The organism is Antarcticimicrobium luteum (genome assembly GCF_004358185.1).
Classification (GTDB): Bacteria; Pseudomonadota; Alphaproteobacteria; order Rhodobacterales; family Rhodobacteraceae; genus Antarcticimicrobium; species Antarcticimicrobium luteum.
Window position 1 is genome coordinate 116,931 of record NZ_SMUV01000063.1, and the last position, 21,392, is coordinate 138,322.

Below are 21,392 nucleotides of genomic sequence, written 5' to 3' on the forward strand. Positions count from 1 at the left end.
CAAAAAGACTAGTTGCCCTGCGGCCGGAGAAGTTCCAGCAGCTTTTCCGGCGGCCGGCCGATCACCGCGCGAGTGCCGGAGATTGCCAGCGGGCGTTCGATCAGCACCGGGTGTTCCGCCATCGCGGCGATCAGGTGGGCGTCGTCGTCGGTCTTGCTGAGGCCCAGCTCTTTGAAGAGCTTTTCCTTGGTCCGCATCATCTCCGCCGCCGGCGGATTGCCGAGGGCGGTACGGGCGGCGGCAAGCTCCGCCGCGCTGGGCGCGTCCTCAAGATAGGGGCGCACGGTCACTTCGCCGCCGCGCTCTTGCAGCAGTTTCAACCCCTCGCGCGATTTCGAACAGCGCGGGTTGTGCCAGTATTCGATCATAACCAGTCCTCCCGGTTGGTGCCGACGGCCTCGGCCACGCTTGCAAACCCGTCGCGCTCCAGCAGCGCGTCCAGCCCGGTGGCGATCTGCGGAACCAGGCTCATGCCCTGATAAACCAGCGCGGTGTAAAGCTGTACGGCGCTGGCGCCGGCGCGGATCTTGGCATAGGCCTCCTCGGCCGAGGAAATCCCGCCAACCCCGATCAGCGGGATCGCCCCTTCGGTCAGGGCGCTCAGCCGGGCCAGAACGCGGGTGGATTTCTCGAACAGCGGCGCGCCGGACAGACCGCCGGCCTCGCCCCGCAGGGCGCTGGTCAGCCCGTCGCGCGCCAGCGTGGTATTGGTGGCGATGATCGCGTCGACCCCGGTCTCGCGTGCCGCCTCGGCGATGTCGGCCAGTTCCGCCGCGCTCAGGTCCGGGGCGATCTTCAGGAACACCGGGATCGGCCGGGCCAGCGCGTCGCGCGCCGCCATCACACCGGTCAGCAGCGCCGAAAGCGCCGCCTTTCCCTGCAAATCGCGCAGCTTTTCGGTATTGGGCGACGAGACGTTGACTGTGGCGAAATCCAGATGCGCGCCGCAGCAGGTCAGCACCCGGGCGAAATCGCCGGCGCGGTCCTCGCTGTCCTTGTTGGCGCCCAGGTTGAGGCCGATCACGGCCTCCTTCGGGCGCCGGGCCAGCCGCGAGGCGATCGCCTCCATCCCCTCGTTGTTGAAGCCGAAGCGGTTGATCGCGGCGCGGTCCCCGGTCAGGCGAAAGAGGCGCGGCTTGGGGTTGCCGGGCTGCGGCCGGGGGGTGGCGGCGCCGACCTCGACGAATCCGAAGCCGCAGCGGGAGAGCGGGCCGAGCACCTCGGCGTTCTTGTCATAGCCCGCCGCCAGCCCGACCGGGTTGGGCAGGTCGAGCCCGGCCAGCCGACAGCGCAGCCGCGGTGAGGTGACCGGGCCGGGGCCGGGCACCAGACCCATCTTAAGCGCCCTGATCGACAGCCCGTGCGCCACCTCGGGATCGACCCGGTGCAACAGCGCCAGCCCGGCCTTTTCCAGCAGGTTCATACCATCCGCTCCGGAAAGCGATGCGCACCGTCCATCAGCGGCAGCGGCTCGGCCCAGACGACCTCCGACAGGCGCAGCGCGCGGAAAAGATGCGGGAATTTCGCGCCGCCGCGCGACACCTCCCATCTCAGCGCCGCGCCCATCGTTTCGGCCTCGCAGGCCAGCAGCATCAGCCCCTCTTGCCCGGCGAAATGTTTTGCGGCGGTCTCGGCGGCCTGCTCTGCCGTCGAGAAATGCACAAAGCCGTCGGCCAGATCGACCGGGGCGCCGGTGGTCTCGCCAGCCTGTTGCAGCGCCGCCCATTCGTCGGCGCGGAATATCTTGTAAATCAGCATGGATGCGTGATGCCCCGGCGGGGCTGCGGAATCAAGCGCGATTGGCGCAGGGTCAGCGCGCGGGAGGCTTTGACAGGGGGCGATTTGCGGCGCAACATCGACGGAAAATAGCCAACCGGGAGTTGTTTCATGATGATGCGTTTTCTCACCCCCTTTGCCGCGCTGGCGCTCGGTGCCGGGGCAGCCTCGGCCGACTACAGCCTGACGATTCTGCATACCAACGATTTTCACGCCCGGTTCGAGCCGATCAGCAAATACGACAGCGGCTGCTCGGCCGAGGACAATCAGGCGGGCAAATGCTTTGGCGGTTCGGCGCGGCTGGTCACGGCGGTGGCCGAGGCGCGGGCGCGCTCCAACAACTCCATCCTTGTCGATGGCGGCGATCAGTTCCAGGGCACGCTGTTCTATACCTATTACAAGGGCAAGGTCGCCGCCGAGATGATGAACAAGCTCGGTTATGACGCGATGACCGTGGGCAACCACGAATTCGACGACGGCCCCGAGGTGTTGCGCGGTTTCATGGATGCGGTGCGCTTTCCGGTGCTGATGTCGAATGCCGATTTCTCCGGCGAGGAGATGCTGGCGACCAAGCTGCTGAAATCCACGGTGATCGAGCGGGGCGGCGAAAAGCTGGGCCTGATCGGGCTGACGCCGCAGGACACCGACGAGCTGGCAAGCCCCGGCCCCAACGTGCAGTTCACCGACCCCGTGCCGGCGGTGCAGGGCGAGGTGGACCGGCTGACCGCCGAGGGCGTCAACAAGATCATCGTGCTGAGCCACTCAGGTTACCGCGTCGATCAGCGCGTCGCGGCGGGGACCACCGGCGTCGACGTGATCGTCGGCGGGCATTCCAACACCTATCTCAGCAATGTCTCGGACCGCGCCGCCGGTCCCTATCCGACCATGGTCAACGGTGTGGCCATCGTCTCGGCCTATGCCTATGGCAAGTTTCTGGGCGAGCTGAACGTCACGTTCGACGACGCGGGCACGCTCATCGAGGCCAGCGGCGAGCCGCTGATCATGGATGCCGGCGTGACCGAGGATGAGCCGACGGTCGGACGGATCGCCGAGCTGGCGCAGCCGCTGGACGAGATCCGGCAAAAGGTGGTCGCCGCCGCGGCCGCCCCGATCGAAGGTGATCGCGGGGTCTGCCGGGTGCAGGAATGCGCCATGGGCAACCTTGTGGCCGACGCCATGCTGGCGCGGGTGGCCGATCAGGGGGTGACCGTCGCCATCGCCAATTCGGGCGGCCTGCGGGCCAGCATCGATGTGGGCGACGTGACCATGGGCGAGGTGTTGACGGTGCTGCCGTTCCAAAACACGCTCTCGACCTTCGAGATCAGCGGTCAGGGTCTCATCGACGCGCTGGAAAACGGCGTCAGCCAGGTCGAAGAGGTGGCGGGCCGCTTTCCGCAGGTCTCCGGCATGACCTTTGCCTGGAACCCCGCCGCGCCGGTGGGGGCGCGGATTTCCGAGGTGATGGTGGCCAGCGAGGACGGCTATGTGCCGATCGACCCGGCGGCCAGCTATCTGGCGGTGACCAACAACTATGTGCGCAATGGCGGGGACGGCTACAAGATGTTCTCGGGCGAGGACAAGAACGCCTATGACTACGGGCCGGACCTGGCCGATGTCACCGCCGAATACCTGGCCGGGCAATCGCCCTATCAGCCCTATACCGACGGGCGGATCACGCGGAAGTAGGCGCCGGGCCTGGGGCCGGGGCCGTTGTCCCGGTTCCTTACTCCTCCAGCCCCGGCCAGAGCGCCGGGTCGAGCCCGGCGATGAGGGGGGCCAGCGCCTCTTGGTGCTGGCGCCAGGCGCCGACTGAATTGCGGTGCACCGGCTGGCGCAACTGGCCCGCGCTGAGGGTCAGCACAGCGGCCTCGGTCTCCTCCGGCCGGGCCATCTGCGGCACCCAGTCCAGCCCGCAATACCCGGCCAGCCGCCGGCTCGCCGCCTCGGGATCGGCGGTCATCTCCTCATAGGAGAGATCCAGGATCTGGCCGGGCAGCAGCCGGTGCCAGAACGCCATGAGTTCGGCATAGAGGTTGAACCGATGCGCCATCGCGCGCAGGTCATAGGTATAACTCAGCGCGCTGCCCGAGAAATGGCCGCGCCACATCGACAGCGCCACGTCGCGCGGGTCGCGGCGCAAATGTACGAAACGGGCGCCGGGATGGACGGTTTTCAGGAACCCGATCAGCCGGTAATTCTCGGGCATCTTGTCGGTATAGGCGGCAACGCCCCGGGGCAGGGCGGGCAGCATCTGCCGCTCGCGCTCGAGGACGTCCGCGACTTCGGTGGCGCCAAAGGGTGTGCCCGCCTCGATCAGCGGATAGAGCAGCCGGCCCGCGATGATCTGCTCGCCCAACGGATGCACAAGCGGATGCGCGCCCAGCATCGCCTCGGCCAGCGTGGTGCCCGAGCGTGGCAGGCCGAGCACATAGACCGGCATCACCGGCTCCTGCGCTGCGCTCGCCTCTGGTGGGGCGGGGAAATAGGCCATGATCGCATCATTCAGCGCGCTGTCGCGCTGCGCGTCATAGGGCAGAGCGCGGGCCATGTCGCGGTTGGCGTCGGCCAGATGGCGCGCCTCGGTTTTGACATCGGCGGCCTGCTGGGCGATCCGGGCCAGCGCGAAATTCAGGCTGGCGCGGTCCCGATGCCGCGACCCGGCGTGTTTGAGGGCCGCCCGTGCCGCCTCGGAGAGCGCGGCGTTCTCTTCGCGGCCTTGCAGTGCGGCCAGGTGTTCGATGGCCTCGGCGTTCTGCGGGTCCAGCACCAGAACCCGGCGATAGGCCTCCTGTGCGGCGGCCCGGTCGCCGGTTTCCACATAACTGGCGGCAAGGCGCAGATGCGCGCCGACATGGGATGGGGCCAGGTCCACCGCCCGCCGCGCCGCGTCCAGCGCCGCGTCGTAGCGGGTCTGGCGCGCCAGCGGCAGGCTGATGTTGATCAGCGTGTCCACGTTGGTGGGGTCGAGCGCCAGCGCGGCCTGAAAATCCTCCAGCGCCAGATCGGTCAGGCCCAGCGTGTTACGCAGCACCCCACGCAGATTGTAATTGCGTGGCTGTTTCGGGGCCAGTGCCACCGCGCGCGCGGCCGCCGATTCGGCACCTTCGGTCTGGCCCAGGTTGGCCAGCGCCTGCGCCCTGAGGTATTGGGCGCCCTCGTCGCCGGGATCGTTCGCCACCATCCGGTCGAGCAGGGTCAGCGCCTTGTCCGCCATGTCGAGCAGAATAAGGGTTTGCGCCATGTTGCGCTGGGCGTCGACGAAATGGGGGTCCAGCCGGATCGCCTTTTGAAACATTGCGATCGCCGCGCGTTGCTGGCCCGTGCCGCACATGGCAAGCCCCGCCAGATTGGGAAAATGCGGATCCCTCGGGTGTCGCGCCATCGCCGCCTTGGCGGTTTTCAATGCGGCCTTGTACCGTCCCTGCTGGAGTTGGACCCGGGTCAGGGCGAAGGGGTTTTGCTGGGGCATGGCAGGATACTCTTGAACCGGTCCGACGGTGTTACATAACTGTTACGACACAGGCGACAACGTCTGTCGCCGGAAAAGGGCGAAAAATCGCCCGCGCCGGTCCCTTTGATGCCCGGCCTGCGAGCGGCGGGAGGACAAAATGTGCGGACGATTTGCGGTCACCCTGCCCAGCGACGCGATGGCACGGCTGTTCGCGGCGCAGCCGGCGAACGATCTGCCGCCGGTGCCGAATTTCAACGTCTGCCCGACCAATCAAGTGCATGTGGTCCGCGCGGGCGAAGCGGGGCGGCGGTTGCTGCCGATGCGCTGGGGGTTCCTGGCGCACTGGTACAAGAGCGCCGCCGACGGCCCGCTGCTGATCAATGCGCGGGCCGAGACCCTGGCGGAGAAACCGGCCTTTCGTGCCGCCTGCCGCGGTCGCCGTTGCATCGTGGTTGCAAACGGGTTCTACGAGTGGACCAAGACGGATGAGGGCGCGCGCCTGCCATGGTACATCTTTCGCCGCGACGGCGCGCCGCTGGCCTTTGGCGGTATCTGGCAGGACTGGAGCGGGCCCGACGGGGCGGTGCCGACCTGCGCCATCGTCACCACCGCCGCCAATACGGCATTGTCGCCCATTCATGACCGGATGCCGCTGGTGCTGGAGCCCGCCGACTGGCCGCTCTGGCTGGGCGAGGCGGGCCGGGGCGCGGCGCGGCTGATGCAGCCCGCGGGCGAGGCGGCGCTGACGTTCCACCGGGTGGGCCGCGCGGTCAATTCCAACCGGGCGACCGGCGCCGGGCTGATCGAACCGCTGAACGCGGAGTGAGCGGGGGGCGGTCAGCCCTGCTGGCGGGTGGGCCGCAGAGCCGGGGCCTTGAGCGGCGCGCGGCTGTGGACGTTGCCGGCCATCGTCGCCTTTTTCAGCAGCGCCAGAAAGGTTTCGGCCTCCTGCGCGTCGAGCCCGGCGAGGATGTCGGATTGCAGAGCGGCCACATGCGGCCGTGCCTCTGCCAGCAGGGCGGCGCCCTCGGCGGTCAGCGCCAGTTCCTTGGCCCGCCGGTCGTTGCGCGAGATGGTGCGCCGCACCAGCCCGCGCGAATCCAGCCGGTCGATCACCTTGCCCAGCGTGGCGCGGTCATAGGCGACCAGCCCCGCCACCGTCGCCTGATCGATGCCGGGATGATTGCGGATGGCGCTGAGCGCGGCATATTGCACCGGCGTCAGGTTCAGACCGGCCTGCGCCATGCGCTCCATGAAGAGCGCCACGGAAATCTGGTTCAGCCGCCGGACAAGGTGCCCGGGCATGGTGTGGATATCCATGTTACCTCCGGTTGTGCGCGCCGGATCGATGATGGCTGTTGCTCCGGGGCTTTGCAAGTAAGCATATAATGGAGGCTGCGGCTATTTTGGCCGCCGGGGGCTGTGGCGCTTTCCCTTGCCCGCGCGGCGCGGTAGAGGAGCCTATGGCGAAGGAATTTCACAGGCTGTCCGATCTGCTCGAACATGGGTTCGATACCGTGATCGACGTGCGCAGCCCGGCCGAATACGCCGAGGATCACGTGCCCGGCGCGATCAACCTGCCGGTGCTCGACAACGAAGAGCGCGCGCGGGTCGGCACCATCTACAAACAGGACAGTCCGTTCCGCGCCCGCAAGATCGGCGCGGCACTGGTGTTCCGCAATGCCGCCGGTCATATCGAGACCGCGCTGCAGGACAAGCCGGGCGGCTGGCGTCCGCTGGTCTATTGCTGGCGCGGCGGCCAGCGGTCGGGTTCCTTCGCCTGGATGCTCAGCCAGATCGGCTGGCGCGCCGAGAGCATCAAGGGCGGCTATCAGACCTATCGCCGGCTGGTCTATGGCACGCTCTACGAGGGGCGGGTGCCGCACCGGCTGGTGCTGCTCGACGGCTATACCGGCACCGCCAAGACCGATCTGTTGCACATCCTCGACCGGCGCGGCGTGCAGATGCTGGACCTGGAGGGGCTGGCGGCGCATCGCGGCTCGCTGCTGGGCGAGATGGCCGAACCGCAACCCAGCCAGAAGGCCTTTGAGACGGCGCTGGCGGTCGCGCTCAGCCGGCTCGATCCGGCGCGTCCGGTGGTGGTCGAGGCGGAATCCAGCAAGGTCGGCGAACGGATGGTGCCGCCCGCGCTCTGGGCGGCGATGAAGATGGCGCCACGGATCGAGGTCGAGGCGCCGTTGGCGGCGCGCACCGCCTATCTGGTGCGGGCCTATGACGATATCCTGTCCGATCCCGACCGTCTGCGCGCCCGGCTGGACGGGTTGCGGGCCCATCGCGGCCACGCCGTGGTGGATGGCTGGTTCGAACTGATCGCGGCGGGTGACAAGCCGGGTCTGACCCGCGCGCTGATGGCCGAACACTACGATCCGGCCTATGCCAAGTCACGCAAGGCGATCGGGGCCGAGGTTCTGGCCCGGGTCACCTGCGAAAGCCTGGATGGGCCGGGACTGGAGGCGGCGGCGGCCGAGATCGAGGCGGCCGTGGAAGGTTTTGGCCGAGGGCTTTGATGTCTGACGTCCGGGCGAGGCGGGCCAGCGCGCGATGCACGCCCCGCCGCAGTATCCTGGCAGAGAAGAAGAGGCGGGGCGGAGACGCTAGATCAGGCTCAGGCGCGGCGCGCCTGCGGTGATTTCCCCGATCCGGGCGGCCTCATGTCCGGCTGCGCGCAGCCGGGCGACCAGAACGCCCGCCTGATCCGCCGCCACGGCGGCGAGCAGCCCGCCGGCGGTCTGCGGATCGAACAGCAAATCGGTGCGCGGGTCTGCGGGCAGCTCCGGCGCCAGCGCCTTGTTGTCCGGGTAGAGGGTCGAACGGTGGCCGTCCCGCGACAGCGCCAGCGCGCCCGCCATCAGCGGCACCGCGCCCAGATCGAGCGAGGCGGCGACGCCGGAGGCCTCGCAGATGTTCAGCAGGTGACCGGCGAGGCCAAAGCCGGTGACATCGGTCATCGCATGCGCCCCGGCCAGCAGCCGCGCCGCGTCTCCCTGCGCCTGTGTCATCAGGCCATAGGCCGCCGCCACCCAGTCGCCGCGTGCCGCCCCCAGCATCTCGGCCGCCATCAGCACGCCCGAGCCGATCGGCTTGGTCACGATCACCGCATCGCCGGGGCGCGCGCCCGACAGCGTGATCGGGTCGCGGTCCAGCAGGCCGGTGAGGGTGAAACCGATGGTCAGTTCGTCGCCCATGGAGCTGTGGCCGCCGGCGATCGCGGCTCCTGCATCGTTCAGCACCTCTCCGGCGGCGCTCATGATCTCGGCCATGGTGCGGGCCTGCAGGCTGGGGGTCATGCGCGGCAGGATCAGTGTGGCGGTGGCGGCCTGGGGCTGCGCCCCCATCGCCCAGATGTCGCCCAGCGCGTGGACGGCGGCGATCCGCGCCATCAGCACCGGGTCGGCGGTGACCGCGCGCAAATGGTCGGTGGTCATCACCTGCCGCACCTCGCCCATGGTCAGGAGCGCCGCGTCGTCGCCCGGCAGCGCGGTGATGTCGGGCCGCGTGACGGCGGGCAGGGTGGCAAGCGCCGCGCGCAGCGCCCCGCGCCCCAGCTTGGCGCCGCAGCCGCCGCAGAGCGGCTTGTCGCCGGGCATCTCCTCCAGCCCGGCGGCGCGGATGCGCGGTGGCGCGGGCGGCTGCATCGCCGGCAACGCGCGGAACCTGTCCATGAACTTGCGGTCGATCCGGTCCTTCCAGAGCCAGATCAGCGGGCCGGAGAACGGCAGTCCGAACCGTTCGCCGAGGGCCGATTTGCCGCCCAGAGAGATCAGTTTCAGGTAATCTTTCTGTGGGCGATAGCGGCGCGGCGGCGGGTCGCCGGCCAGCGCGGCGCGCAGGTTGGCGAAAAGGATCGGTGCCTCGCGCACCGCATAGACCCCGGCCTTGGGGCGCGGGTCGAAGGACAGATGGGCGCAGTCGCCGGCGGCGAACAGGGCCGGATCGCTGCTGCGCAGATGGGCGTCGACGGTGATGAAACCGTCATGAAGCGTCAGCCCGCTGTCGGCGATCCAGCGATAGGCGCGCGCGCCCGCGGCCCCGGTGGTGAACTCCGACGGGACGATGGTGCCATCGACCAGAACGACGCCCTCTGCAGCGACCTCGGCAACCGCCATGCCTTCGCGCAGGGCAATGCCCAGCCCCTCGGTGGCCGCGCGCACCCGCCGCGCCGCGCCGGGGCCGAGGGCGGAGAGGGCGCGGGCGCTGTCGATCAGGCTCAGCTCGGCGGGCCTGCCACGGGTGTGCAGGGCATGGGCCATTGCCATGATCAGCTCGGCGCCCGCGACGCCGCCGCCGATCACTGCGGCCCGCGCCGGGCCCTCGCCGGAAAGATACCCCTGCCAGCGCGCGGCAAAGGGGCCGAGCGGCTTGGCCGGGATGCCGTGCGCGGCAAAGCCGGGCAGGGCCGGCATGTCCGAGGTGATGCCGACATTGACCGAACAGATATCATAGGCGATCGGCGGGCGGCCGGGCACATGCACCAGCCGGGCCTCGGGGTCGATCCCCTCGCAGGCGCCCAGAACCACCCGCGCCCCGGCGAATCGTGCCAGTTTCACCAGGTCGATATCCAGCGCGTCGCGGTCGTAGTGGCCGGCGACGAATCCGGGCAGCATGCCGGAATAGGGCGCGGTCGGACCGGGATTGATCACCGTCACCCGGGTCCCGGGCAGCGGCCGCATTCCCCACATCCGCAAGAGCAGCGCGTGGCTGTGCCCGCCGCCCACCAGCACGAGATCACGGGTCAGGGGGGAACTTGGCTGATGCAAGGTGCGCTCCTTCAGGCCGCGGATCAGCCGCGGCCGCTCCCGGGCTCTTCCGGCGGGACGTCATGGGTCGCCCATGTCTTGTCCTCTCCGGCCGGCGGCAGGGTATCGGGCGTCTCATGCCGGTGGATATGCGCCTTGGCAATGAAATTCGCCGTGATCGGCGCGGTCAGGAACAGGAACAGCGTGATCAGAAGCTCATGCCAGGACAGATGCCCCTCATGGGCATAGGCATGGACCATCGAGGCGATCAGCACGCCGCCCACGCCCAGCGTCGTCGCCTTGGTCGGCGCGTGCAGTCGCGACATCGGATCGTCGAGCTTGATCAGCCCGAACGAGCCGACCAGCCCGAAGATGCCGCCGACGACGAGGAAGACCGTGATCAGAAGATCGAAAACCTGCTCCATGAAGCGCCCCTATTCGATGATGTTGCCGCGCAGCATGAAGCGCGCATAGGCGACGGTCGAGACGAACCCCAGCATGGCAATGATCATCGCCGCCTCGAAAAAGATCTCGGTCCCGTTCGCCAGCCCGTAAAGGATCATCAACGCAATGGCGTTGATTACCATGGTGTCGAGCGCCAGCACCCTGTCGCCGACGCCCTCGGCGGTGGCGATTTTCCAAAGGTTCATCAGAAAGGCGAGGCCGAAACAGGTGGCAGCGAAATAGACGGCGTATTCGATCATTGGAAAATCTCCATCAGGCGGCGCTCATAGCGGTCCTTGATCTCGTCGCGCACGGCGTCCGGGTCCGGCGCGTCCAGGCAGTGGACCAGCAGGAAATGCCCCTCGGCCGAAAGATCGGCGCTGACCGTGCCGGGGGTCAGGGTGATGGTGCCGGCCAGCACGGTGATCGCCTCGGGGCTGCGCAGATCCATCGGAATGCAGATCCAGGCGGGGCTGCGCTCGGCGTTGCGCTTGAACAGGACGATCCGGGCGACGGCGATATTGGCCACGATGATGTCCCAGATCGCGATCGCGATGTATTCGGCGATCTTCAGCGGATGCCGCAGCTCGGGCCGGTCCGGCCAGTAGGGGCGCGTGAGAAAGGGGATCACGATGCCCAGCAGGAACCCGAACAGCAACGAGTTCAGCGAATAGCTGTTGACCAGCAGCAGCCAGACCAGCGTCAGCAGGCCGGTCAGCAGCGGGTGCGGGAAGATCCGGGAAAACAGCCTCATGATCCGGGCCTTTTCAGAACGGTTTCGATATAGTCCGCCGGCGCAAAGAGCTGTGCGGCGGTCGCCTCGGTATAGCGCATCACCGGGCCGGCCAGAACGGTCAGCACCACCAGGGCCACCAGCAGGGCGAAGACCGGCACAAAGGCCAGCCCCGGCACCGGTTCGGGGGCCAGGTCGGGGGCCACCGGGGTGCCGTCGTCCTCGTCCGTCATCGCCTCGGGCGGCAGCACGCTGCGGTCATGCGATTTCCAGAACAGGATGCTGCCGGCACGGGCCATTCCGACGATGGTGATCAGCGAGGTTGTCAGGATCACCGCCCAGATGGTCCAGACCTGGGAGTTGGCGCGGGCGGCATCCATCACCAGCAGCTTGCCGACGAAACCCGACAGCGGCGGCATCCCGGCCATGGCAATGGCGCCGGCAAAGAACAGCGCCGCGATCAGACCGCTTTGCGGCATCGGCGGGGTGGGGGTCAGACGGCCGCCGCGCCGCTCCAGCACCAGATCGGCCACCAGGAACAGCAAGGCCGCGGTGAGGGTGGAGTGGATGGTGTAATAGAGCGCCGCCGCCGCCGCCTGCGGTGTGAACAGCGAAATGGCGATCAGCAGCGTGCCCATCGAGGCGATCGCCGAAAACGCCACCAGCCGCCCCAGCTCGCGCGCGCCGAGGATGCCGATGGACCCGGCCGCCAGCGTCAGCAGCGCGGCGGGCAGCAGCCAGTCGCCGATCAGACCCTCGGTCACCGCCACATCCGGGCCGAACACCAGCGTGTACATTCGCAGGATCGCGTAGGCGCCCACCTTGGTCATGATGGCAAAGAGCGCCGCCACCGGCATCGGCGCATTGGCATAGGAGGCCGGCAGCCAGAAATGCAGCGGCAGCACCGCCGCCTTGATCGCGAAGACCAGCAGCAGCAACACTGCGCCGACCCGCAACAGCGCGGTATCGTCCGCCGGCAGCTCGGCCACCCGCACCGCCAGATCGGCCATGTTCAGTGTGCCGGTCACCGAATAGAGCGTGCCGAGCGCGAACAGGAACAGGGTCGAGCCGAGCAGGTTGTAGACCACATATTGTACCCCCGCCCGCAGCCGGGTTGCACCGCCGCCATGGATCATCAGCCCGTAGGAGGCGATCAGCAGAACCTCGAAAAAGACAAAGAGGTTGAAGGCGTCGCCGGTCAGAAAGGCCCCGAGGATGCCCATCAGCTGAAACTGGAACAGGGCATGGAAATGCCTCCCGCGGGTGTCCCAGCCCGACCCGATGGCGTAAAGCACCACCGCCAGCGCCAGCAGCGTGGTCAGCAGCACCATCATCGCCGACAGCCGGTCGAGCACCAGCACGATGCCGAAGGGCGCCGGCCAGTTGCCCAGCTCATAGACGGAAATCGTTCCGTCCATCGTCTGGGTCAGCAGCACCAGCGCGATCAGGTTCAGCGCCACCACCGAGGCGACCGAGAACACCCGTTGCAGGTCGCGGTGATAACGGATCACCATCAGGATGAAGGGCGCGACCACCGCCGGCAGGACGATGGGGGCAATGATCCAGTGGCTCATGCGTCGTCTCCCCCGTTGCCGGCCATGTCGATGTGGTCATCGCGCGCCGCCAGATAGGAACTGAGCGCGATCATCACCACCACGGCCGTCATCCCGAAGGAGATGACGATGGCGGTCAGCACCAGCGCCTGCGGCAGCGGATCGGTATAGCTGGCGTCCGCGTATTTGCTCAGGATCGGCGGCTGGTTCAGGGCCAGCCGCCCGGTGGCGAACAGAAACAGGTTCACCGCGTAGGACAACAGCGACAGTCCGATGATCACCGGAAAGGTGCGTTGCCGCAGGATCAGGTAGATGCCGCTGGCGGTCAGGATGCCGACCGCGCTGGCCAGAAGGATCTCCATCTGTTCAGTGCCCCTCGATTGTCTGGGTCGCGTCGTCGCGCTCGGGGTTGATGTCCATCGGGTGCTCGCTGGCGATCCCCGGTTGCCACGCATAGCGCGCCAGGCTCTGCAGCGCGAGCAGCACCGCCCCCAGCACCGCCAGGAATACGCCCAGATCGAACAGCGCGGCGGTCGCCAGCTCGAACTTCTCCAGATAGGGCGGGTGGACATAGCCGAAGGCGCTGGTCAGGAACGGCAGGCCGTTGAACCAGGCCCCCATGCCGGTGACGGCGGCCACCAGAACGCCGGTGCCGATGATGCCGTGATAGGGCAGGCGCTGGCGGTCGGTGGCCCAGGAAAAGCCCGAGGCCATGTATTGCATCACCACCGCGATGGCGGCGATCAGCCCGGCGATAAAGCCGCCGCCGGGCATGTTGTGCCCGCGGAAAAAGATATAGGCCGCCACCATCAGCGCGATCGGCATCATCACGCGGGTCGCCACCACCATCATCAGCGGGTGAGAGTCGCCGGCCAGCGGGGACCATGGTTTGCGGTTCAGCAGGCGTGCGCGCACCCGGCTGCCCAGTACGGCCTCGGTGATGGCAAATATGATGATCGCGGCGATGCCCAGCACGATGATCTCGCCAAAGGTGTCAAAACCGCGGAAATCGACCAGGATCACGTTGACCACGTTGTTGCCGCCGCCGCCCTTGTAGGAATTGGCCAGGTGGTATTCCGAGATTGACGGCAGGACGAAATCGCGGGTCATCAGCGCATAAATCAGGCCGCCGACACCCAGGCCCGCCACCACCGAAATCGCCACGTCGCGGCTGCGGCGTCCCGGGCTGCTTTCGCGCGGGGTCTGTTGCGGCATGAAGTTCAGTGCGAGCAGCAGCAGGATGATCGTCACCACCTCGACGGAGATCTGTGTCAGCGCCAGATCGGGGGCCGAGAGATAGTTGAAGGTCATCGACACGATCAGCCCGGTGACCCCGATCAGCACCAGCGCCAGCAGCCGGTTGCGATGGAAGGCGACGACGCTGAGGGTCGAGCCGACCAGGCAGATCCAGCCCAGCACCGGCATCGCGGTGACCGGCAGCGGCGCCCGGGTTTCCGGCCCCAGCGTGCCGGAGGCAAAGGCGTAATAGGCGATTGCCAGCGTGAAGACGAGGAAGATCGCCGAATAGCGGGCGAGCGAGCCGTTGTGCAGCCTGTCGCTGAAGCGCCGGCTGGTGCCGGTGGCGGCGCCGACGATGGCGTCAAAGATCGCCTTGGCCTCGGGCCGCGGCAGGTTGTTCCAGATCCCCAGTGCGGCGCGATGGCCCCCCAGCAGCAGCGCGCCGCCCAGCACCGCCGCGACCGACATGTAGAGCGCCGGCGTCAGCCCGTGCCACAGCGCCGGGTGGAAATACACATCCGCGCCGGTCACCGCGTTGGCGGCCGCCGTCACGATGGGGGTGGCGATGACATTGGGAAACAGCCCGATCAGCACCACCAGCACCACCAGCACCGCCGGCGGCAGCCACAGACCGGCGCCGGGGTCATGCGGCAGGGTGGGATAGTCGTGCCGCCTGGGGCCAAGGAAGACATGCGCGATATAGCGCAGCGAATAGGCCACCGAGAACAACGCCCCGAACACCGCCAGCGCCGGCACCAGCCAGGGTGTGCCGGCCCAGATTGCATGGGTGGCCTCCTCCAGCATCATCTCCTTCGACAGGAAGCCGTTGAAGGGCGGGATGCCGGCCATCGACAGCGCGGCAACCCCGGCCAGGGTGAAGGTCAGCGGCATCAGGTGGCGCAGGCCCCCCAACTGCTTGATGTCGCGGGTATGGGCGGCGTGATCGACGATGCCCGCGTTCATGAACAGCGCGGCCTTGAAGGTGGCGTGGTTGACGATGTGGAACACCGCCGCCACCGCCGCGGCCTTGGTCCCGAAGCCCAGCAGCATGGTGATCAGACCCAGGTGGCTGACGGTGGAAAACGCCAGCAGCGCCTTAAGATCGTCCTTGAAAAGCGCGATCACCGCGCCCAGCACCATGGTCACCAGCCCGGTGGTGGCAACAAGGTAGAACCACAACTCGGTGCCCGACAGCACCGGCCACATCCGCGCCATCAGGAACAGGCCCGCCTTTACCATCGTGGCCGAGTGCAGATAGGCCGAGACCGGGGTCGGCGCCGCCATCGCGTGGGGCAGCCAGAAATGGAACGGGAACTGCGCCGATTTGGTGAAGGCGCCGATCAGGATCAGGATCAGCGCCGGCGCATAAAGCGGCGAGGCCTGGATCAGATCCTTGTTCTGCAGGATCACGCTGAGGTCATAACTGCCGACGATATGGCCCAGGATCAGCATGCCCCCGATCATCGCCAGCCCGCCCGATCCGGTGACGGCCAGTGCCATGCGCGCGCCCTGGCGCCCCTCGGGCAGGTGTTTCCAATAGCCGATCAGCAGGAAGGAGGACAGCGAGGTCAGCTCCCAGAACACCAGCAAAAGCAGGATGTTGTCGGACAGAACGATACCCACCATGGCGCCCTGGAACAGCAGAAGATAGCTGTAGAACTGCCCCATCGGATCCTCGCGGCTGAGGTAGAACCGCGCATAGGCGATGATCAGCAGGCCGATGCCCAGGATCAGTCCGGCGAACAGCAGCCCCAGTCCGTCGAGGTGAAAATTGGCATTCAGCCCCAGATCCGGCAGCCAGTCGAGCCGCGCCGAGACGGTCTCACCGCGCAGGACGGCGGGGGCGTGCAGCACGAGGCCGATCAGCGCCAACAGGGTGACGGCGCCGGTCGAGGCGGCGGCGGCATTGCGCCCGGCACGGATCAGCAGGGCGGGAAACACGGCGCCGAGAAAGGGCAGGGCCGCGATCAGGAACAGGGACAACGGCAGTCTCCAGCTGTAACGGGCGAATTACGGTTTCATCTTGCCTACGGAAATTTGGGTCGCTGTCCACCCCCGGCAAGGTCAGGAATGCACAGTTTCGGCCGCGAACTGGGGAATTTCCGAAAATCCGCAGTTTCTGCGGTCTCCGCGGCCTCTGCGGTCAACCGGCAGGCATGGCGGGTCGATCCGGCCGGCGGGTTCCCAGGAACGCGTGCATCCGTCCCAGCGCGCGGCGGATATTCTCCTCGCTGTTGGCGTAAGAGATGCGGATGAACCCCTCGCCCAGGGTGCCGAAGTCCGGCCCGCCGATGGTGGCGACGCCGCTGTCCTCCAGCAGGGCGGCGGCCAGCGGTTTCGATTTCCAGCCGGTGGCGGCGATATTGGGAAAGGCATAGAACGCGCCCTTGGGCACCGCGCAGGTGACCCCAGGCATCGCGGTGAGCAGCTCGACCACCACGCGGCGGCGGGCATCGAACGCGGCGACCATCTCGGCCACAGCGTTTTGCGGGCCGGTCAGCGCCGCCAGCGCGGCATATTGCGCCGGTGTATTGACGCAGGACCAGGCGTTGACCGCCAGCTTGCGCGCCTTGTCAAAGAGCGTTTCGGGCCAGACCGAATAGCCCAGCCGCCAGCCGGTCATCGCATAGGTCTTGGACCAGCCGTTCAGAAGGATCAGCCGGTCGCGGATCTCCGGGTAATCCAGCAGGGTGACATGGGCCTCGCCGTCATAGAGGATCTGGTCGTAGATCTCGTCCGAAAGCACCGCCACCTCCGGATGCTCGGCGAGCCCTGCGACCAGCGTGTCGATCTCCGCCTTCGGGGTGACACCGCCGCAGGGGTTGGCCGGGGAGTTCAGGATCAGCAGCCGCGTGCGCGGGGTGATCAGCGACAGGGTTTCCCCGGCGGAGATGGCGAAACCGTTTTCCTCGCGCACCGGCACCGGCACCGGGGTGGCGCCGGTGAATTCGATCATCGAGCGGTAGATCGGGAAACCGGGGTCGGGATAGAGGATCTCGGCACCGGGCTCGCCGAACATCAGGATGGCGGCGAACATGGTGACCTTGCCGCCGGGCACGATCATCACGTTGTCCGGGTTCACCTCAGCGCCGAAGCGGCGGTGAAGGTCGGCGGCGACCGCCGCGCGCAGCGGCGCGATGCCCTCGGCGGCGGTATAGCCGTGCCGGCCGTCGCGCATCGCCTTCACCGCGGCCTCGACGATATGCGGCGGCGTTGGGAAATCGGGCTGGCCGATGCCGAGGTTGATCACATCCATGCCCTGTTCGGCCAGCGCGGTCGCGCGGGCGAGCACGGCGAATGCGTTCTCCTCGCCGATTCGGTCGAAATTTGCGACAGTCTTCATGATGCGCCTCCTCCCCGGTCGTTCTGTTGTTTCTTTTTGCGGGATCGAGAGGGAAACCTCAATCGGATGTCCCGTCCGGCGTTCACGCCGGGCTGCGCCAGCCTGCCCCAGGCAGGCGCGGCCCCCGGTTCATTTCTTGTTCCGGAGGGACAGAGGGCTTTTTCAGCCGCCCTTCAACCGCATCATCAGCACCACTTCGCTGTCCGGGCTGACCGGCTCGGTCAGGCTGGAAGCTATGACGCGGCCGTCCACCACCACCGAGACGCCGGCATCCAGCGTCGGGCCCAGCGCCGGGTAGTCCCGGCGCAGGGCGTTGAGGATCTCACCGACGGTGCGACCCTCTACCTCGACACTGTCCCGGCCCTCGACCAGCGGGCGCAGGCCGGACCAGAGCGCGACATCAACCATCCACCGCGCTCTCCAGCGCCTCGAGGATGCGCGAAGGGCGCATCGGCAGTTGCCGCATCCGTACCCCGGCAGCGGCCGAGACGGCGTTGGCGATGGCCGCCAGCGGCGGGCAGATCGAGGTTTCGCCGACCCCGCGCACACCGAAGGGGTGGCCGGGGTTCGGCACCTCGACGATCACCGTGTCGATCATCGGCAGGTCGGAGGCCACAGGAATGCGATAGTCGAGGAAGCCTGCGTTCTGCAGCCGCCCGTCCTCGCCATAGATGTATTCCTCGTTCAGCGCCCAGCCGATGCCCTGCGCGGCGCCGCCCTGGAACTGCCCCTCGACATAGGTCGGATGCACCGCCTTGCCGGCGTCCTGCACCACGGTATAGCGCACGACCGAGGTCTTGCCGGTCTCCGGGTCCACTTCGGCATCGACGATATGGGTGGCGAAACTGACGCCCGCGCCCTCGGGCGTGGCCTCGAAATGACCGCAGATCGGCCCGCCGGTGGCGCCCATGGTGGCGGTGATGTCGCCGATATGCAGCGGTTCGAACTCGCCGGCATTTGGGCCCGACGGCTTGGCATAGCCGTCCTCCCAATAGACCGCATCCTCGGGGATGCCCCATTTCGCCGCCGCCCGGGCGCAGAGCTTTTGCACCGCATCCTCGGCCGCCTTGATGGTGGCCAGGCCAGAGGCATAGGTCACCCGGCTGCCATGGCTGATCTCGTTATAGCCCAGCGTGGCGGTGTCGGCGATGGTCACCCGGATATCCTCGTAAGGGATGCCCAGCACCTCGGCCGCCATCAGCGCCATCGAGGCGCGCGATCCGCCGATGTCCGGTGTGCCGACCGCGACCTGCGCGCTGCCATCCTCGGAAAGGGCAAGCGAAACAGCGGTTTCGCCGCCATGGTTGAACCAGAACCCGCAGGAAATGCCGCGGCCCTGACCCGGCTTCAGGGGCGCCGAATAATGCGGATGCGCCTTGGCGGCCTCCAGTGTCTCCACCAGCCCGATGCGCGGCCATTTCGGCCCGAAGCTGGCGCGGGTTCCCTCGCGTGAGGCGTTCTTCAGGCGGGTGTCGATCGGGTCGAGCCCCAGCTTGTTGCAAAGCTCGTCGATCACCGATTCCACCGCAAAGGCCGCCATTGGCGAACCCGGTGCGCGATAGGCCGCCTGTTTCGGGCGGTTGGTCATCACGTCATAGCCCACCTGATGCACATGCTTCAGGTCATAGGGCGCAAAGGCGCACATCGCCGTCATCTCGCAGGGCGCACCGGGGAAGGCGCCGCCCTGCAGCCGGAAGGTGCCCTGCGCGGCGGTGATGGTGCCGTCCTTCTTCATCCCGATCCTGACGTCCATCGAGGTGGACGAGGTCGGGCCGGAGGCCTTGAACACCTCTGCCCGGGTCATCACCAGCTTGACCGGGCGGTTGGCCTTGCGCGACAGCGCCAGCGCGACGGGTTCGATGAAGACGGTGGTCTTGCCGCCGAAACCGCCGCCGATTTCCGAGGCGGTGACGCGCAACTGGCTGGTCTCGACATCCAGCAGCGCGGCGCAAACCTTTTGCACGTACCAATGGCCCTGGGTGCAGCACCAAAGCTCGCCCTTGCCGTCGGTGCCCAGCGTGCCGAGGCAGGCATGCGGTTCGATATAGCCCTGATGGGTCGCCTCGGTCAGGAAATGATCCTCGATCACCAGATCGGCTTCGGCGAAACCGGCCTCCACATCGCCGTGGCCGCTTTCGTAGTAGCGCACAATGTTGGGGTGCAGCCCCTCGGGCACGGAGGAATCGGCGGCGCCCTCGCGGATCACCGGCGCGCCCGCCTGCATGGCGGCATCCACATCGGTCACATGCGGCAGGATCTCATACTCGACCTCGATCGCCTTGACCGCGTCGCGCGCGATCAGCGCCGAGGTGGCGGCGACGGCGGCAACGGCATGGCCGTCATAGAGCGCCTTTTCCCCCGCCATGACGTTTTCGAGGATGTTGCCGAACTCGCCCTCGATGCCGGTGGCGAAATCGGCGCGGGTGACCACGGCCTTGACCCCCTCCATCGCCTCGGCTTTGGAGGTGTCGATCTTCACGATCCGCGCATGCGCATGCGGGCTGCGCTTGATCGCGGCATGCAGCATGCCCGGCGCATAGGCGTCGGCGCCGAACTTGGCGCGCCCCGTCACCTTGTCCAGCCCGTCGGGGCGGTCGGGGCGGGTGCCGACGTATTTGAAACCGGTTGTTTTCGAGCTGTCCAGCGCCATCACGAGGCCTCCCGCATTTCGGCGGCCGTGTCCATCACGGCGCGAATGATCTTGTCATACCCGGTGCAGCGGCAGAGGTTTCCCGCCAGCCAGTAGCGCACCTGCTCTTCGGTCGGGTCCGGGGTCCTTTCCAGCAGCGCCTTGGTGGCGACCAGAATGCCCGGGGTGCAGATGCCGCATTGCAGGGCGGCATATTCGATGAATTTCCTTTGCAGCGGATGCAGCTCCTCGCCCGTTGCGATGCCCTCGACGGTGCCGATCTCCTTGCCCTCGGCCTCGACCCCCAGCATCAGGCAGGAACAGACCAGCCTTCCGTCGACGGTGACCGAACAGGCGCCGCAATCGCCGGTGCCGCAGCCTTCCTTGGCGCCGGTCAGGTTCAGCCGGTCGCGCAACACGTCCAGCAGCGTTTCGCGCGGATCGCAGAGAAACTCGACCTCGTCGCCGTTCACTTTGGTGGTGACATGCGTCTTGCTCATGCCTGGTCTCCTTTCGCGCGGGTATAGGCGATCTGGGCGGCGCGCCGTGCCAGTACGCCGGCGGTATGGGTGCGGAACTTGATCGTGCCGCGCTTGTCGTCGATCGGGTTGCAGCTGGCCTCGGCCAGATCGGCGAGGGCCTGGAGCGCATCGTCGTCCAGCGTCCGGCCCACCAGCGCGTCGGCTGCGGCATGGACCACAACGGCGGTGGGGGCGACGGCGCCGAGGACCATGTGCGCCTCGGTGATCACATCGCCCTTCACCCGCAGGTTCACGCCGCAGCCGACCACGGCGATGTCCATCTCGGTCCGCGGGATGAAGCGCAGATAGGCGTCGCCGCCGTTTTCCCCGCGCGGCGGCAGCGTCAGCGCGGTGATCATCTCGCCCTTTGCCAGGCTGGTCTTGCCGGGGGACACGGGGATCTCTTCCACCGCGACCTCGCGGCTGCCGTCGGGGCCGGTCACCGTCGCCACCGCGCCGGCGGCGATCATCGCGGGCACTGAATCGGCGGCCGGCGAGGCGTTGCAGAGGTTGCCGACGGGCGTTGCGCGCCCCTGCACCTGGGTCGAGCCGATCAGGTCCATCGCCTCGACCACGCCGGGCCAGTCGCGGACCAGCTCGGCATGTTCGCTCATCTCGGCGCCGGTGACCGCCACGCCCAGGCGCCAGCCGCCGGCCCCGGTGCGGGTGATGTCATGGGTGCCGGGGATCGCCTTGATGTCGATCAGCGTGTCTGGCGTGACGATGTCGGACCGCAGCTGGACCAGAACATCGGTGCCGCCGGCAAGGATGCGTGTGACCCCATCGGCCCCGGCGGCGAGTGCCACGGCCTCCTCGAATGTGGCGGGTTTGTAGTACTTCATTGGCAGTCCTCGCGATTGGCTGGGGCCGGTCATGGCATGGCTGGATCGGTGCCCGACCGCGCTGAGTCATGGGGGCACCGATCAAGGCTCTTCGATGTGGGACT

General features: G+C 67.6%; 20 protein-coding genes. 3 read left to right on the forward strand and 17 right to left on the reverse strand.

The window, feature by feature from the left end:
• Window positions 1–8 precede the first annotated feature (8 nt).
• From arsC to E1832_RS10020, 3 genes are read right to left on the reverse strand one after another with little or no spacing between them, the layout of a single operon-like run.
• Window positions 9–368 carry an arsenate reductase (glutaredoxin) gene (gene arsC, locus E1832_RS10010; RefSeq protein ID WP_133359605.1) on the reverse strand — a complete coding sequence of 120 codons (360 nt, stop codon included), beginning with the start codon at window positions 366–368 and terminating at the stop codon, window positions 9–11.
• A complete protein-coding gene (locus E1832_RS10015; protein ID WP_133359606.1) occupies window positions 365–1,423 on the reverse strand; it encodes a quinone-dependent dihydroorotate dehydrogenase in 1,059 nt (352 codons plus the stop codon). The genes arsC and E1832_RS10015 overlap by 4 nt, the downstream gene beginning before the upstream one ends.
• The gene (locus tag E1832_RS10020) at window positions 1,420–1,758 is read right to left on the reverse strand and encodes a DUF952 domain-containing protein (RefSeq protein ID WP_133359607.1); all 339 of its coding nucleotides are present in this window, start codon (window positions 1,756–1,758) and stop codon (window positions 1,420–1,422) included. Before E1832_RS10020 ends, E1832_RS10015 begins: the two co-directional genes overlap by 4 nt.
• 129 nt (window positions 1,759–1,887) lie before the next feature.
• On the opposite strand from E1832_RS10020, the gene E1832_RS10025 reads away from it, so the two are divergent.
• Window positions 1,888–3,462, forward strand: coding sequence for a bifunctional metallophosphatase/5'-nucleotidase (locus tag E1832_RS10025; protein WP_133359608.1), 1,575 nt, complete (start codon window positions 1,888–1,890; stop codon window positions 3,460–3,462).
• A 37-nt stretch (window positions 3,463–3,499) separates the two neighbouring features.
• Here E1832_RS10025 and E1832_RS10030 read toward each other — a convergent pair whose 3' ends face one another.
• Window positions 3,500–5,245 carry a tetratricopeptide repeat-containing sulfotransferase family protein gene (locus E1832_RS10030; protein WP_133359609.1) on the reverse strand — a complete coding sequence of 582 codons (1,746 nt, stop codon included), beginning with the start codon at window positions 5,243–5,245 and terminating at the stop codon, window positions 3,500–3,502.
• A gap of 139 nt (window positions 5,246–5,384) precedes the next feature.
• Here E1832_RS10030 and E1832_RS10035 point away from each other — a divergent pair, with 139 nt between their 5' ends.
• Window positions 5,385–6,053, forward strand: a complete 669-nt coding sequence (locus tag E1832_RS10035) for an SOS response-associated peptidase (RefSeq protein ID WP_133359610.1) — start codon at window positions 5,385–5,387, stop codon at window positions 6,051–6,053.
• Between the two features lie 11 nt (window positions 6,054–6,064).
• Here the strand turns inward: E1832_RS10035 and E1832_RS10040 are convergent, their stop codons facing one another.
• Window positions 6,065–6,547, reverse strand: coding sequence for a MarR family winged helix-turn-helix transcriptional regulator (locus E1832_RS10040; RefSeq protein ID WP_133359611.1), 483 nt, complete (start codon window positions 6,545–6,547; stop codon window positions 6,065–6,067).
• Between the two features lie 143 nt (window positions 6,548–6,690).
• Here E1832_RS10040 and mnmH point away from each other — a divergent pair, with 143 nt between their 5' ends.
• Window positions 6,691–7,755 (forward strand): tRNA 2-selenouridine(34) synthase MnmH, encoded by a 1,065-nt coding sequence (gene mnmH, locus E1832_RS10045; RefSeq protein WP_133359612.1) that lies wholly within the window; start codon window positions 6,691–6,693, stop codon window positions 7,753–7,755.
• 87 nt (window positions 7,756–7,842) lie between these two features.
• On the opposite strand, the gene selD is transcribed toward mnmH, so the two are convergent.
• The 12 genes from selD to E1832_RS10105 form a co-directional block, all read right to left on the reverse strand.
• Entirely contained in the window at window positions 7,843–10,005 is a 2,163-nt protein-coding gene (gene selD, locus E1832_RS10050) for a selenide, water dikinase SelD (RefSeq protein WP_133359613.1), read from the reverse strand.
• A 23-nt stretch (window positions 10,006–10,028) separates the two neighbouring features.
• On the reverse strand, window positions 10,029–10,409 hold the full coding sequence (locus E1832_RS10055; RefSeq protein WP_133359614.1) for a Na+/H+ antiporter subunit G: 381 nt from the start codon (window positions 10,407–10,409) through the stop codon (window positions 10,029–10,031).
• A gap of 9 nt (window positions 10,410–10,418) precedes the next feature.
• Window positions 10,419–10,688: a K+/H+ antiporter subunit F gene (locus E1832_RS10060; protein ID WP_133359615.1), complete on the reverse strand. Its 270-nt coding sequence runs from the start codon at window positions 10,686–10,688 to the stop codon at window positions 10,419–10,421.
• A complete protein-coding gene (locus tag E1832_RS10065; RefSeq protein ID WP_133359616.1) occupies window positions 10,685–11,182 on the reverse strand; it encodes a Na+/H+ antiporter subunit E in 498 nt (165 codons plus the stop codon). Before E1832_RS10065 ends, E1832_RS10060 begins: the two co-directional genes overlap by 4 nt.
• Entirely contained in the window at window positions 11,179–12,735 is a 1,557-nt protein-coding gene (locus E1832_RS10070; protein WP_133359617.1) for a monovalent cation/H+ antiporter subunit D, read from the reverse strand. The genes E1832_RS10065 and E1832_RS10070 overlap by 4 nt, the downstream gene beginning before the upstream one ends.
• The gene (locus E1832_RS10075) at window positions 12,732–13,076 is read right to left on the reverse strand and encodes a Na+/H+ antiporter subunit C (protein WP_133359618.1); all 345 of its coding nucleotides are present in this window, start codon (window positions 13,074–13,076) and stop codon (window positions 12,732–12,734) included. Before E1832_RS10075 ends, E1832_RS10070 begins: the two co-directional genes overlap by 4 nt.
• Window positions 13,077–13,080: 4 nt before the next feature.
• On the reverse strand, window positions 13,081–15,936 hold the full coding sequence (locus tag E1832_RS10080) for a monovalent cation/H+ antiporter subunit A (protein WP_133359619.1): 2,856 nt from the start codon (window positions 15,934–15,936) through the stop codon (window positions 13,081–13,083).
• A gap of 160 nt (window positions 15,937–16,096) precedes the next feature.
• Complete coding sequence (locus tag E1832_RS10085) at window positions 16,097–17,296, reverse strand: pyridoxal phosphate-dependent aminotransferase (RefSeq protein WP_133359620.1); 1,200 nt, start codon at window positions 17,294–17,296, stop codon at window positions 16,097–16,099.
• 162 nt (window positions 17,297–17,458) lie between these two features.
• Window positions 17,459–17,704, reverse strand: a complete 246-nt coding sequence (locus E1832_RS10090; protein WP_133359621.1) for a MoaD/ThiS family protein — start codon at window positions 17,702–17,704, stop codon at window positions 17,459–17,461.
• Window positions 17,697–19,946: a xanthine dehydrogenase family protein molybdopterin-binding subunit gene (locus E1832_RS10095; RefSeq protein ID WP_133359622.1), complete on the reverse strand. Its 2,250-nt coding sequence runs from the start codon at window positions 19,944–19,946 to the stop codon at window positions 17,697–17,699. Before E1832_RS10095 ends, E1832_RS10090 begins: the two co-directional genes overlap by 8 nt.
• Window positions 19,946–20,425: a (2Fe-2S)-binding protein gene (locus tag E1832_RS10100; RefSeq protein WP_133359623.1), complete on the reverse strand. Its 480-nt coding sequence runs from the start codon at window positions 20,423–20,425 to the stop codon at window positions 19,946–19,948. The genes E1832_RS10095 and E1832_RS10100 overlap by 1 nt, the downstream gene beginning before the upstream one ends.
• A complete protein-coding gene (locus E1832_RS10105) occupies window positions 20,422–21,288 on the reverse strand; it encodes an FAD binding domain-containing protein (RefSeq protein WP_133359624.1) in 867 nt (288 codons plus the stop codon). Before E1832_RS10105 ends, E1832_RS10100 begins: the two co-directional genes overlap by 4 nt.
• Window positions 21,289–21,392: the final 104 nt, after the last annotated feature.